Raw genomic sequence first — 12,628 nt, 5'->3', positions numbered from 1 at the left:
ACATGGAGGAATGGTCGACGACGTTAGCTTCCACGCTTTATCTCCTGCTTTGAGTGTGTACCCGGGCCGACCGCGTCGGCAAAGGCCGCACGCAAGTCTTCGGGAAGGGCCCGGGGTTTCAAACTGTTAGTGCGCACACAGGCCACCAAAAACTGCCCTTCACAGAGCAGCACATTATCCGTTGCCCGCCTGACCTGCTGTTTGAAGCGCAGGCTGACCCGGTTCAATTCGATTACATCAGCGCTTACCAGCAATTCGTCGTCCAGTCGCGCCGGCGCGTGGTAACGCGCTTCGCTGGAGTGCACGACGAACAACAGATCCTCCCCGGCCAGCTGCGATTGGGCAAAGCCCAGCTCGCGGAGCCGCTCGGTTCGAGCCCGTTCCATAAACTTGAGGTAATTAACGTAATACACGATGCCGCCCGCATCGGTGTCCTCGTAATAAACGCGACAACGATGTGCGAACGGCTCAAGCCCGTTTTGCGCGCGCATACTCTAGTGCTTACTCCTCGGGTTGCCAATCCGGCCAGGCAACTGTTTTTCATGGTTTCAGGGCTTTACTGCAAAAGTACCGTCGTCTGACAGTACAAACCCTGAATAAATCGCCAAAAAATGTGTATCAATCGTCCACGGCATCGAGAAACTCGTCTACCACGGGCATCTCACCCATTCGTGACGGAATGTTTAAACCGAAATGCAGATACGCATGCCGCGTCACCACCCTGCCCCGTGGCGTGCGCATGATGTAACCCTGTTGAATCAGGTACGGCTCCAGCACATCTTCAATGGTGTGACGCTCTTCGCTGATAGCAGCAGCAAGACTGTCGATGCCCACCGGGCCGCCATCAAACTTCTCGATCATGGTCAGCAGCAGACGCCGGTCCTGATGATCGAAACCGTGTTCGTCGACATCCAGCAGGTTCAACGCCAGGTCAGCCACCGATTTGGTGATATGGCCCTTGGCGCGTACTTCGGCAAAATCGCGCACGCGGCGCAGCAGACGGTTGGCGATTCGCGGCGTACCACGGGCGCGCCGAGCGATTTCGAAAGAACCCTCCGGATCCAGCGGCAGACCAAGGATAGCCGCCGACCGACTGACAATCGTCGCCAGATCGGCAGTGCTATAGAACTCAAGACGCTGGACGATACCGAAGCGGTCACGCAACGGATTGGTCAGCATGCCGGCACGGGTGGTCGCGCCCACCAGGGTGAAAGGTGGCAGATCGAGCTTGATCGAGCGCGCTGCTGGCCCTTCGCCGATCATGATGTCGAGCTGGAAATCTTCCATCGCCGGGTACAGCACTTCTTCAACGATTGGCGACAGACGATGGATTTCGTCGATAAACAGCACATCGTGCGGTTCAAGGTTGGTCAGCAGTGCGGCCAGATCGCCCGGACGTTCCAGCACCGGGCCCGAGGTGCTCTTGATCGACACGCCCATTTCCTGGGCAATGATGTTGGCCAGCGTGGTTTTACCCAACCCCGGCGGGCCGAAGATCAGCGTGTGATCGAGGGATTCACTACGGCCACGGGCGGCCTGGATGAACAGTTCCATCTGTTCGCGCACGGTCGGCTGGCCAATGTAGTCGGCCAGACTGACCGGGCGAATGGCGCGGTCCTGGACTTCTTCGCGCTCGCGCGGGCTGTGCGCAGCGGCGATCAGACGATCAGCTTCAATCACTTAAATCATTCCCTTCAGGGCGCGGCGGATCAGGTCTTCACTGCTCAAATTCTTGTCTTTGATGGCGGTAATCGCCTTGCTCGCTTCCTGCGGCTTGTAGCCCAGGGAAATCAGCGCACTCACTGCATCGTTCTCGGCGGTGTTGACCGGCGCCGGGCCGTCGGGCTGATTCGGTACCAGGGCAAACATCGCCGGCGAGGTTTCCCAGGCCTTGAAGCGATCTTTCAGTTCGACCAGCAAACGCTCGGCAGTTTTCTTGCCGACGCCCGGCACCTTGGTCAGGGCCGAGGTGTCCTGGGACTGTACGCAGCGGATCAGTTCGTCGACCTCCAGGCTCGACATCAATGCCAGCGCCAATTTCGGCCCGACACCATTGAGACGGATCAACTCGCGAAAAAAGTCTCGCTCACGCTTGCCGGCAAAACCATAGAGTAACTGCGCGTCTTCGCGTACGACCAAATGGGTGTGCAGGGTCAGTGGTTCACCGACCGACGGCAGACGATAAAGCGTGGTCATGGGCACTTCCAGCTCATACCCGAGGCCGTTTACATCGAGAATCAGGTGCGGCGGCTGTTTCTCAGCCAGAGTGCCGCGCAAGCGTCCAATCACGTTTCAGATCCTTGAGCGTTGGCCAGCCGTGGGCTGGCGACTGACAGGCCGAGGGCTTCACGCCGGCAACACAGGCGCAGGACCCCTGGTCCTGGAAAGATGTGCTGATGCTATCAGAGACGCAGGCGCCCGCCACGACTGCGTGCCGTTCCCAGACCATGGGGCAGCAGGCTGGAGCGGGTGTGAGCATGGCAAATTGCAATGGCCAGGGCATCCGACGCATCGATTTGCGGCTTGCTGGTCAGTTTGAGCATGTGCATCACCATCATTTGCACCTGTTCCTTGTTTGCCGCGCCAGTACCGGTGACGGCCTGCTTGACCTGGGTCGCGGTGTATTCGGCAATCTCCAGGTTTTCCTCGGCACCGGCAACGATCGCTGCACCGCGGGCCTGACCCAGCTTCAAGGCTGAGTCGGCGTTACGTGCCATGAACACTTTTTCGATGCCCATGGTGATCGGGCCGTACGTCTGGATGACTTCGCGCACGCCGCGATAGACGATTTGCAGGCGCTCGTGCAATTCACCGGAGCCGGTGCGAATGCAGCCCGAGGCCACGTAGACGCAGCCGCGCCCGGTATCAGATACCACGCCGTACCCGGTAATGCGCGAACCGGGGTCGATACCAAGAATTAGAGTCATAACGCCTGCGCAAGGAGATCGCGGTACCTCAGGATATCCCCGTAGGAGCGGCCGAAGGCTGCGATCTTTTGATTTTCGATCTTAAAGTCAAAAGATCGCAGCCTTCGGCAGCTCCTACAGGTTTAGCGTAGGGCTTTGCAAAGACAGCGATCTTTTGTATGGACATCAACCCAGCTGTGCGGCAACCGATTCCGGGATGTCCGCGTTGGAATAGACGTTCTGCACGTCATCCAGGTCTTCCAGCATGTCGAGCAGCTTGAGCACCTTCTCGGCGCCCTCCAGATCCAGTTCGGCGCTGGTGGTCGGCTGCATGACGATTTCCGCGTCATCACCTTTGAACCCCGCGGCCTCCAGCGCGTTGCGCACCGCGTAGAAACTGGTGAACGAGGTAAACACGTCGATCGAACCGTCTTCGTGAGTGACCACGTCATCGGCGTCGGCTTCCAGTGCAGCCTCGGTCAGTGCGTCTTCATCGACGCCCGGCGCGAAGCTGATCTGGCCTTTGCGCTCGAACAGGTACGCCACTGAACCGTCAGTGCCGAGGTTGCCTCCGCACTTGCTGAACGCATGGCGCACGGCTGCCGCGGTACGGTTGCGGTTGTCGGTCATGCACTCGACCATCACTGCCACGCCGCCCGGGCCGTAACCTTCGTAGGTCAGCTCTTCAACGTTGTCCGCTTCGGTGGCACCGGCGCCGCGCGCAACGGCACGGTCGATGATGTCGCGGCTCATGTTGGCGCTCAACGCCTTGTCGAGGGCCAGACGCAGACGCGGGTTGGAGCCCGGATCACCGCCGCCCTGACGGGCCGCAACGGTCAGCTCACGAATCCACTTGGTGAAGATCTTGCCTCTCTTGGCATCCTGACGTTCTTTGCGGTGCTTGATGTTCGCCCACTTGGAATGACCTGCCATAACTCGCTCCGAATTCTCTTTGAAACGTTGCCCGCCCTGCTCATGCAGCGGCCAGCAAACAAAAAATCTCGACCTGCTCTCTAGAAAGAAAAAAGGCGCATCCGAAGATGCGCCTTCAGGCCCGTCTTACTCAGCCTTTGGCGTTTCGCGCAAACGAATATGCAGCTCGCGCAGTGCCTTGGCATCCACCACACCCGGCGCTTGCGTCATCACGTCAGCAGCACTCTGGGTTTTCGGGAAGGCGATCACTTCACGGATCGACTGAGCGCCGGTCATCAGCATTACCAGACGGTCCAGACCGAAAGCCAGACCACCGTGTGGCGGTGCACCGTACTTCAGCGCGTCGAGCAGGAAGCCGAATTTCTCTTCCTGTTCCGCTTCGTTGATGCCCAGCAGACGGAATACCGCTTGCTGCATTTCCTTGCGGTGAATACGGATCGAACCGCCACCCAGCTCAGTGCCGTTCAGCACCATGTCGTAGGCACGGGACAGAGCGCCGGCCGGGTTGGCCTCCAGCTCTTCTGGCGAGCACTTCGGCGCGGTGAACGGGTGATGCAGCGCGGAGAAGCTGCCGTCGTCGTTTTCTTCGAACATCGGGAAGTCGACGACCCACATTGGTGCCCACTTGCAGGTCAGCAGGTTGAGGTCGTGACCGAGCTTGATGCGCAGCGCACCCAAGGCTTCGCTAACGATCTTGGCCTTGTCGGCGCCGAAGAACACGATGTCGCCGTCAACTGCGCCAACGCGATCAAGGATGGCATTGAGGTTGTCCAGCGGGATGTTTTTCACGATCGGCGATTGCAGACCGTCAACACCGGCTGCGCGCTCGTTGACCTTGATGTATGCCAGGCCCTTGGCACCGTAGATGCCGACGAACTTGGTGTAGTCGTCGATCTGCTTGCGCGGCATGCTCGCCCCGCCTGGAACGCGCAGTGCGGCGATGCGGCATTTCGGGTCGTTGGCCGGGCCGCTGAACACCTTGAAATCAACTTCTTTGAGTTGATCGGCAACGTCGACCAGCTCCAGCGGAATACGCAGGTCTGGCTTGTCTGAACCGTAACGGCGCATGGCTTCTTCGAAGGTCATGTGCGGGAACTCGCCGAATTCCAGATCCAGCACTTCCTTGAACAGGTTGCGGATCATTTGCTCGGTCAGGCCCATGATCTCTTTTTCATCGAGGAAGCTGGTCTCGATGTCGATCTGGGTGAATTCAGGCTGACGGTCGGCACGCAAGTCTTCGTCACGGAAGCACTTGGCGATCTGGTAGTAACGGTCGAAACCGGCAACCATCAGCAGTTGTTTGAACAGTTGCGGCGATTGCGGCAGGGCGAAGAACGAACCGGCGTGGGTACGGCTTGGCACCAGATAGTCACGCGCACCTTCAGGGGTGGCACGGGTCAGGATCGGCGTTTCAACGTCGAGGAAGCCGTTTTCGTCGAGGAAGCGACGGATGCTGGTAGTCATGCGCGAACGCAGACGCAGCTTCTCGGCCATTTCCGGACGACGCAGGTCGAGGAAACGATAGCGCAGACGGGTTTCTTCGCCGACGTCGGAGAATTCGTTCAGTGGGAACGGCGGGGTTTCCGACTCATTCAGCACTTCCAGCTCGTAGCCCAGCACTTCGATCATGCCCGACGCCATGTTGGCGTTGGTCGCACCGGCCGGACGCAGACGTACCTTGCCAGTGATCTTCACCACGTATTCACTGCGCACGCGATCGGCAGCGGCGAAGCTTTCGGCGCGATCCGGATCGAATACCACTTGGGCCAGACCATCACGATCACGGATATCGAGGAAAATCACCCCACCGTGGTCACGGCGACGGTGGACCCATCCGCAAAGGGTAATTTCCTGGCCGTCCAGGCTTTCGTTCAGTTGGCCGCAATAATGGCTGCGCATCATGGTAATGGTTTCACTTCTCGTAATTCGAAATTCGGTAGGAGGTCTTGCCCATCTCAGGAGCTGGATGATGCAGGAGCTCGCACGTGTCGTTCAACTCGGACCTGGAATCTAGTCAGATTTGTCGCCACCGGCCAGGTTCTTCTTGGCGCCGGTCTTGAAATCGGTTTCGTACCAACCGCCGCCACTGAGGCGAAAGCCTGGCATCGACAGTTGTTTCTTCAACTCTGGCGCCTGGCAGGCAGGGCAGTCGACCAGCGGTGACTCGCTGATCTTTTGAATGGCTTCCAACTGATGACCACAGGAAGCGCATTGGTAATCGTACATCGGCATGGGGGTGTCTCGGCGATCAGATTGCTACCGCAGACCCGGGGTTTTGCGGCAAAGAGCGGGATTATATCCATTAAATGCAGCCAGTGCAGCCGTAAGACTGCACAGACCGACACTCTGCAACTTTCGCCCTGCCGCCCCGGTCAACGGGGCGCTCGACGAGCAAGCCCGTGCCTGTGCAAGCGCAGGAAAAACGGGATATCCAGATGACTTTTTAACCACCCTCGCAGGATTTTGCTGCAACTGCAGGGAGAGCATGGATGACGGTCCTGCTCTGGACGGTTTCCTGCAACGCCCGGTGCAAAATCGTTCGAGGTGAAGGGTGCCGGACTACGCACGGGTGACACCCAAGGATGCCAGCCGTGCGCATGCGCCTTATTGATCCAGCAAGGAACGCAGCATCCACGCGGTTTTTTCATGCACTTGCATACGCTGGGTCAGCAGGTCGGCGGTGGGCTCATCGCTGACTTTGTCGAGCAACGGGAAGATACCGCGAGCCGTGCGGGTCACCGCTTCCTGACCGGCAACCAGTTGCTTGATCATGTCCTCGGCAGCCGGTACGCCTTCCTCTTCCTTAATAGAAGAAAGACGCGCGTAGGTGGCATAGGCACCCGGCGCCGGGAAACCGAGGGCGCGAATGCGCTCGGCGATCAAATCCACGGCCAGCGCCAGTTCGTTGTACTGCTCTTCGAACATCAAGTGCAGCGTGCGGAACATCGGCCCGGTGACGTTCCAGTGGAAGTTGTGGGTTTTCAAATACAGCACGTAGGTGTCCGACAGCAGACGCGACAGCCCTTCAACGATGGACTTGCGATCCTCTTCACTGATACCGATATCGATTGCCATGCGGTTCCCCTAAAGGTGATTGATTCCATCCAACAGGTGCAGGGACCACTCTAGCAAGGCTGTCGCCACACCGCAGCACTGGATGGCCAGTCCCTGTGCGACAAATTGCCCGCATGACGCCGCTGGACTCCCTGATTTGAGTCGCTGCAGGCTTTGCTGTTAAATAGGCAGTGTGTCGCCGGCGTCTATTTTTCCGGACGCTGCGCATAGGCTGATGCCGTGTACGTGCCTACCGCCTCTTTATTTTGTTGTGAAGCGAACCGTACGCCTTCAGCTCTTCCTTGTGAGCCGTCATAAACGTGAGCCAATTAAAATGTTGAAAATCGTCCACCTGCTAATGGGCGCAGCGGCCTTGCTGCTGTCGTTCATACCCAGCTTGAAATCCGAAGCCGTTCCCTACCTGCAACAACCCGACGCACTCTACCTGGCCTTTTTCGGCCTGCTGAACCTGGTCATCGCTCCAGTGATTCCTTACTGGAACAAAGGCCCGCGTCAGCATCTGCAAAATCTGGTCAGCGCGCTTCTGGTGCTGACTGTCGTCCTGCAAACCTTGACCCTGATCGCGCCGATGCCTGTCATCGCCGGCCAGCCAGCTGTGTTGTTCAGCCTGGTGATTGCGCTGGTTGCCGTTATCCTGCACCTGGCTGTCAGCTTCTATCGATCTTCACCGGCTGCCGCGCCAACCAGCTACGACATGACCAACCGCGATACCGGCACCGTCAAGTGGTTCAACACCTCCAAAGGCTTCGGCTTTATCTCGCGCGATTCCGGCGATGATATTTTCGTGCACTTTCGTGCAATCCGTGGCGAAGGCCACCGCGTTCTGGTCGAAGGCCAGCGCGTGGAATTCTCGGTGATGAACCGAGACAAAGGCCTGCAAGCCGAGGACGTCATCGCCGCTCTGCCGCGTCGCTGATCCGAGGCAATAAAAAACCGCGAACAGCCTGGCTGTTCGCGGTTTTTTTATGCCCACCCTTTAGTAATGGGGCGGCGGGGCTTCTTCTTCGGAAGACTCGAACTGCCCGACCATTTCCTCCTGACGTCGAATCAGGGCGGCCATCTGCAGCTGCAGCCGCTCGACGACGGCCTGCTGCGCCACCAGCACATCGTTGAGTGTATTAATGGTGTCATCCTGAAATGCCAGGCGGCTTTCCAGGTCATTGATGCGTTCCTCAAGACTCATGATTCAACCCTCCAGAAACGTGAAGCCTTCAGTTAACACCCGCTGCAGCCGTTCGCGGATAGCTGCCACCTGCTCGGCACTGTACGGCATTGCCGGATGTTTGCCCCAGACCGGGGCCGGCCAGGCAGCGTCTTCGCGTTTGCGCACGATGACATGCATGTGCAACTGGCTGACCACATTACCCAGCGCTGCAATGTTCAGCTTGTCGGCATCGAACGAGTCCTTCAGCGTCTGCGCCAACGCTGTAGTCTCCTGCCACAACTGCTGCTGATCGGCGACATCCAACTGAAACAACTCGCTGATATCGTCGCGGCGTGGCACCAGGATGAACCACGGGTAGTTGGCGTCGTTGGACAGCAATAGCCGGCAGAGCGGGAAGTCGCCGATAACCAGCGTGTCCTGTTGAAGTCGTGAATCTAAAGCAAACACTGCGTGCACTCCAGCAGATGATCATTTACAACCTGGCCACATCTTCAACGACGCTTCACCAGGCGACAGATGAGCAGCATACCTGCGAACGTCGCTCGCTTCACGACCATCGACGACGGCAGGCAGCACGCTCCGAGATGGGCCTTTTCTGTGCAAGATGCACCATTTCAGCACCAACCAGGAGGGCGAAAGCGCTGAAGTGACTGATTATCAAGGCGAGGTTCCAAACCGCATCATGGGCGCGCTGTGTGAATTGAGCACAGTGCTGCAAATTTTTTGCACCAAAACCGCACAGTGCGTCTACGCTCATGCGTCGAAGCATCCGCCGAATACTCACTCCAGGGGTGAACCGGTAACGTTTTGACTTGTCGCGCTGACAGCCAGAAAGGTGAAACACGATGCCGATCCTGGCGTCAAGCTCCAACCTCGGGGCACGAAACCCCCGGTTTTATGAGGCCTTTACGGCTTTTGGCGATATTGCAGAAAAAAACAGACAGTTTTCCGTTTTGAGCACACTTGTTGCATTCACACCCACATCGCCTTTTGCGCCTCCGCTGGAAGTGGATGCCTCAAGCCCAACAAAAACAGTGGCAGGGTTGCCCGATGGAGATTCAAGTGTTTTGCCAGGGACTCTTTTTTAGCGATGCAAACGGCTAAAAAAACAGCGAGAAAGTTGTAGGCCCGATTGCATCGGTACTGTGAATTTGCGACATCTACACAACCGTCTGCGACAGCGTCGTAAAGAAGGTGAAAGGTTAGATTCGCAAGTATCGCCAACATTGTCTGCGTGATATAAGTTTGCGCCGACACAAAAAGAAAGAGCCGCCCAGATAATAAAACAGGTGGGACGGCAGTACTCTTCTAAAAACCAAAGGAGCAAATCACGATGCGCGTGATGAAGTGGAGCATGATCGCCCTGGCTGTAGCAGCAGCAGCCAGCACTCAAATGGCTACGGCCGCACCTTTCGTAGGCGACCAGGCCGAAGCCAAAGGTTTTGTTGAAGACAGCACTTTCAACGTGCTGCTCCGCAACTACTACTTCAACCGTAACAAGAAAGACGGCGCAGTCGATGACAAAGACTGGACCCAGGGTTTCCACGGTGTATTCAGCTCTGGCTACACCCAAGGTACCGTCGGTGTTGGTGTTGATGCATTCGGCTACCTCGCGATCAAACTGGACGGCTCCGACAAGTACTCGGGTTCGGGCAACCTGAGCACTAACGCTGCTGGCGAAAACAATGACAGCCAAGGCAAGGCAGGGGCTGCACTGAAACTTCGCGTTTCCAAGACAGAGCTGAAACTCGGCGACATGCAGCCAAGCACTTCTCCTGTGTTCGCTGTTGGCGGCTCCCGTATCCTTCCTCAAACAGCCAGCGGCATTCAACTGCAGAGCAGCGAAGTCAAAGACCTTGACCTCGAAGCGGGTCACTTCTATTCGTCGACCAGCCAGGTTAGAAACGGTCGCGATGGCGACTTGTGGGCAACCTACGCGAACGTGCCAGCGAACACTATTGACTATGCCGGCGGCAAGTACGCAATCTCCGATAGCCTGAGCGCATCCCTCTATGGCGCCAAGCTCGAAGACATCTGGAACCAGTACTACGGCAACCTGAACTACACCATTCCAATGGGTGGCGATCAGTCGATCAACCTGGACGGTAATATCTACCGCACAACGGATGCCGGTAGCGCTAAAGCCGGGGACATTAGCAACACCACGTTCTCCCTGGCAGCTGCTTTCTCCTTCTTGAAAGCACACACCCTCACCGTTGGCTTCCAGAAAGTTAACGGCGACACACCGTTCGACTACATCGGCGTAGGCAAGAATAACAGCGGTGGCGACTCGATTTTCCTCGCCAACTCCATCCAATACTCTGACTTTAACGGTCCGAACGAAAAGTCTGCACAAATTCGTTATGACCTGAAAATGGCCGAGTATGGCGTGCCTGGTCTGAGCTTCATGACCCGTTACGTAAAAGGCTGGGACATCGACGGCAGCAAAATGGACGCCGACAGCCCTTACGCCGCATACGGTTACGGCTCAGATGGCAAGCATCACGAAACCAACTTTGAAGCCAAATACGTTGTGCAGACAGGGCCTGCGAAAGATCTGTCCTTCCGCATTCGTCAAGCATGGCACCGCGCCAATGCCGACCAAGCTGAAGGCAGCATCGACGAGTTCCGCCTGATCGTTGACTACCCGCTGTCGATCTTGTAATCGAAAGCTGTTAGTTAGCTCTAAATAAAAAAGGCCCATCTTCGGATGGGCCTTTTTTATTGTTTGCAGCTTATGCCTGTTACTGAACAGCGCTTTCCTGAACTACGCGAATCACCCGCTGCGGAAACGGGATATCAATACCAGCCGTTTTTAAGCGGTCGCGGGACTGTTCGTTAAACATGAACATCACGTCCCAATAGTCTGCGGTTTTAACCCAGACACGCAGGGAAACCGTGATCGAACTGTCACCCAGCGTCGAAATCACCGCTTGTGGCGCAGGATCCTGCAGAACGCGATCATCCTTGGCCAGATCCAGCAGCACCTGACGAGCCTTTTGCAGATCGGCCTCGTAATCGACACCCACATCGAACACAACCTTGCGGGTTGGCTGACGGTTGGTGTTGGTGATGATGCCGTTGGACAGGTTGCCGTTCGGCACGATGATGGTCTTGTTGTCGCCAGTACGCAGCACAGTGTGGAAAATCTGGATGCTGTCGACAGTACCCGATACGCCTTGCGCTTCGATCCAGTCACCGATGCGGAATGGACGGAACAGCAGAATCAGCACGCCGCCAGCGAAGTTCGCCAGGCTGCCCTGCAATGCCAGACCGATGGCCAGACCGGCAGCACCGATGGCAGCAACGAACGAGGTGGTTTCAACGCCGATCATCGACGCCACGCTGACGATCAGCAGCACCTTGAGAATGATGTTTGCCAGGCTGCTGATAAAGCCTTGCAGCGCCAGGTCAGCGTTACGCAGGGCCAGCAGACCACCGAGCTTTTGCGTGACCTTGTTGATCAACCACCAACCGATGGCCAGAGTGATCACGGCCAGCAGCACGCGGCTGCCGTATTCCATGATCATCGGTATCCACGCCTGGGACGCCTTGACCAGGTTGTCTACCTCAGTATTCAAATCCATTGTTGCTCTCCTTCGAAATCAATCGCGGAAGTTGTTGAACTGCAGCGGCATGTCGAAGGTTTTGGCGCGTAGTGCGGCGATGGCCTCCTGCAGATCGTCACGCTTTTTGCCGGTAATGCGCACTTGCTCACCCTGAATGGCGGCCTGCACCTTGAGCTTGGCATCCTTGATGTGGCCGACGATTTTCTTCGCCAGCTCCTTGTCGATGCCTTCCTTGAGGATGGCGTCTTGCTTCATCAGCTTGCCCGATGCGTAAGCGTCCTTGACTTCAAGGCACTGCACGTCGATCTTGCGCTTGACCAGTGCCAGCTTGAGGATTTCGATCATCGCTTCCAGCTGGAACCCGGCTTCAGCGGTCAGACTGACGGTCAGGTCCTTTTCCTTGAACTCGAAACTGCCTTTGCCTTTCAGGTCATAACGACGATCGAGTTCCTTCACGGCGTTTTCGACCGCGTTGGTGACTTCGTGTTTGTCCAGTTCGGATACCACGTCGAACGACGGCATGTAATCTCTCCAATAAAAAGGCGCGCTCAATGAGGATGGAGCGCGCTTGGCTTGCGGTTAAAATCGGGCTCATTATAACGGGTCTTTTCCTGACGACACGGCGAGCCGCACATGCCTGCAATCAAACGAGCAAAAAACTGATGTCCACCACCTGGCATGTTCTCGGCGCCGGCAGCCTCGGCACACTGTGGGCCACGCGACTGGCCCGCGCCGGCCTGCCGGTCAGGCTGATCGTGCGCGATCAGGCGCGACTGCAGGCCTACGAGGCGCAAGGCGCGCTGACCCTGGTCGAACATGGCGAGGCGCGCAGCTACCCGATCCCGGCGCAGACACCGGACAGCGCCGAGCCAATCAGGCGCCTGCTGGTCGCCTGCAAGGCCTATGACGCCGAGAGCGCCGTGGCCCAACTGGCGCCGCGCCTGGCACCCGACGCCGAGTTGATCCTGCTGCAAAATGGG

Annotated in this window: 16 protein-coding genes; 4 read left to right on the top strand and 12 right to left on the bottom strand. The window is 57.5% G+C overall.

Going from position 1 to position 12,628, the window contains the following annotated elements; translation table 11 throughout:
- Positions 1-23: 23 nt before the first annotated feature.
- The 8 genes from ybgC to JFT80_RS20145 form a co-directional block, all read right to left on the bottom strand.
- Positions 24-491, bottom strand: a complete 468-nt coding sequence (gene ybgC / locus JFT80_RS20180) for a tol-pal system-associated acyl-CoA thioesterase (protein WP_007912735.1) — start codon at positions 489-491, stop codon at positions 24-26.
- Between the two features lie 127 nt (positions 492-618).
- A complete protein-coding gene (gene ruvB, locus JFT80_RS20175; protein WP_201149064.1) occupies positions 619-1,680 on the bottom strand; it encodes a Holliday junction branch migration DNA helicase RuvB in 1,062 nt (353 codons plus the stop codon).
- Entirely contained in the window at positions 1,681-2,289 is a 609-nt protein-coding gene (ruvA, locus tag JFT80_RS20170) for a Holliday junction branch migration protein RuvA (protein ID WP_003227522.1), read from the bottom strand.
- A gap of 113 nt (positions 2,290-2,402) precedes the next feature.
- Positions 2,403-2,927, bottom strand: a complete 525-nt coding sequence (gene ruvC, locus JFT80_RS20165) for a crossover junction endodeoxyribonuclease RuvC (RefSeq protein WP_045058231.1) — start codon at positions 2,925-2,927, stop codon at positions 2,403-2,405.
- Between the two features lie 165 nt (positions 2,928-3,092).
- A complete protein-coding gene (locus JFT80_RS20160; protein WP_201149063.1) occupies positions 3,093-3,839 on the bottom strand; it encodes a YebC/PmpR family DNA-binding transcriptional regulator in 747 nt (248 codons plus the stop codon).
- A gap of 126 nt (positions 3,840-3,965) precedes the next feature.
- Positions 3,966-5,741 carry an aspartate--tRNA ligase gene (gene aspS / locus JFT80_RS20155; protein ID WP_201149062.1) on the bottom strand — a complete coding sequence of 592 codons (1,776 nt, stop codon included), beginning with the start codon at positions 5,739-5,741 and terminating at the stop codon, positions 3,966-3,968.
- 108 nt (positions 5,742-5,849) lie between these two features.
- A complete protein-coding gene (locus JFT80_RS20150; protein WP_201149061.1) occupies positions 5,850-6,071 on the bottom strand; it encodes an FmdB family zinc ribbon protein in 222 nt (73 codons plus the stop codon).
- Positions 6,072-6,443: 372 nt separating this feature from the next.
- On the bottom strand, positions 6,444-6,914 hold the full coding sequence (locus JFT80_RS20145; protein WP_201149060.1) for a Dps family protein: 471 nt from the start codon (positions 6,912-6,914) through the stop codon (positions 6,444-6,446).
- Between the two features lie 313 nt (positions 6,915-7,227).
- Between JFT80_RS20145 and JFT80_RS24970 the strand changes: the two genes are divergently transcribed.
- A complete protein-coding gene (locus JFT80_RS24970) occupies positions 7,228-7,830 on the top strand; it encodes a cold-shock protein (RefSeq protein WP_122589597.1) in 603 nt (200 codons plus the stop codon).
- Between the two features lie 60 nt (positions 7,831-7,890).
- Here JFT80_RS24970 and JFT80_RS20135 read toward each other — a convergent pair whose 3' ends face one another.
- Together JFT80_RS20135 and JFT80_RS20130 are read right to left on the bottom strand one after the other, a co-directional pair.
- The gene (locus JFT80_RS20135) at positions 7,891-8,097 is read right to left on the bottom strand and encodes a SlyX family protein (RefSeq protein ID WP_122840142.1); all 207 of its coding nucleotides are present in this window, start codon (positions 8,095-8,097) and stop codon (positions 7,891-7,893) included.
- Between the two features lie 3 nt (positions 8,098-8,100).
- Entirely contained in the window at positions 8,101-8,526 is a 426-nt protein-coding gene (locus tag JFT80_RS20130) for an HIT domain-containing protein (RefSeq protein WP_201149059.1), read from the bottom strand.
- A 398-nt stretch (positions 8,527-8,924) separates the two neighbouring features.
- Between JFT80_RS20130 and JFT80_RS20125 the strand changes: the two genes are divergently transcribed.
- Positions 8,925-9,167, top strand: a complete 243-nt coding sequence (locus tag JFT80_RS20125) for a hypothetical protein (RefSeq protein ID WP_201149058.1) — start codon at positions 8,925-8,927, stop codon at positions 9,165-9,167.
- A 245-nt stretch (positions 9,168-9,412) separates the two neighbouring features.
- Positions 9,413-10,744 (top strand): OprD family porin, encoded by a 1,332-nt coding sequence (locus JFT80_RS20120; RefSeq protein ID WP_201149057.1) that lies wholly within the window; start codon positions 9,413-9,415, stop codon positions 10,742-10,744.
- Positions 10,745-10,823: 79 nt separating this feature from the next.
- Here the strand turns inward: JFT80_RS20120 and JFT80_RS20115 are convergent, their stop codons facing one another.
- The gene (locus JFT80_RS20115; protein ID WP_201149056.1) at positions 10,824-11,666 is read right to left on the bottom strand and encodes a mechanosensitive ion channel family protein; all 843 of its coding nucleotides are present in this window, start codon (positions 11,664-11,666) and stop codon (positions 10,824-10,826) included.
- Between the two features lie 18 nt (positions 11,667-11,684).
- Positions 11,685-12,170 (bottom strand): YajQ family cyclic di-GMP-binding protein, encoded by a 486-nt coding sequence (locus JFT80_RS20110; RefSeq protein WP_201149055.1) that lies wholly within the window; start codon positions 12,168-12,170, stop codon positions 11,685-11,687.
- A 140-nt stretch (positions 12,171-12,310) separates the two neighbouring features.
- On the opposite strand from JFT80_RS20110, the gene JFT80_RS20105 reads away from it, so the two are divergent.
- Positions 12,311-12,628: 2-dehydropantoate 2-reductase N-terminal domain-containing protein (locus JFT80_RS20105; RefSeq protein WP_274610215.1), on the top strand; the 318-nt coding region annotated here is incomplete at its 3' end.

The organism is Pseudomonas sp. TH10 (assembly GCF_016651255.1).
GTDB lineage: Bacteria > Pseudomonadota > Gammaproteobacteria > Pseudomonadales > Pseudomonadaceae > Aquipseudomonas.
The sequence above is the reverse complement of the archived record's forward strand: the minus strand, read 5'-3'. Positions and strand labels throughout refer to the sequence as shown.

Bases quoted from the DNA above. Each gene is read 5' to 3' on its own strand.
- JFT80_RS20150 (WP_201149061.1), bottom strand. From the start codon at position 6,071: ATGCCGATGTACGATTACCAATGCGCTTCCTGTGGTCATCAGTTGGAA.
- ybgC (WP_007912735.1), bottom strand. From the start codon at position 491: ATGCGCGCGCAAAACGGGCTTGAGCCGTTCGCACATCGTTGTCGCGTT.
- ruvC (WP_045058231.1), bottom strand. From the start codon at position 2,927: ATGACTCTAATTCTTGGTATCGACCCCGGTTCGCGCATTACCGGGTAC.
- JFT80_RS20115 (WP_201149056.1), bottom strand. From the start codon at position 11,666: ATGGATTTGAATACTGAGGTAGACAACCTGGTCAAGGCGTCCCAGGCG.
- JFT80_RS24970 (WP_122589597.1), top strand. From the start codon at position 7,228: ATGTTGAAAATCGTCCACCTGCTAATGGGCGCAGCGGCCTTGCTGCTG.
- JFT80_RS20145 (WP_201149060.1), bottom strand. From the start codon at position 6,914: ATGGCAATCGATATCGGTATCAGTGAAGAGGATCGCAAGTCCATCGTT.
- JFT80_RS20125 (WP_201149058.1), top strand. From the start codon at position 8,925: ATGCCGATCCTGGCGTCAAGCTCCAACCTCGGGGCACGAAACCCCCGG.
- JFT80_RS20135 (WP_122840142.1), bottom strand. From the start codon at position 8,097: ATGAGTCTTGAGGAACGCATCAATGACCTGGAAAGCCGCCTGGCATTT.
- JFT80_RS20120 (WP_201149057.1), top strand. From the start codon at position 9,413: ATGCGCGTGATGAAGTGGAGCATGATCGCCCTGGCTGTAGCAGCAGCA.
- aspS (WP_201149062.1), bottom strand. From the start codon at position 5,741: ATGATGCGCAGCCATTATTGCGGCCAACTGAACGAAAGCCTGGACGGC.
- JFT80_RS20110 (WP_201149055.1), bottom strand. From the start codon at position 12,170: ATGCCGTCGTTCGACGTGGTATCCGAACTGGACAAACACGAAGTCACC.
- JFT80_RS20160 (WP_201149063.1), bottom strand. From the start codon at position 3,839: ATGGCAGGTCATTCCAAGTGGGCGAACATCAAGCACCGCAAAGAACGT.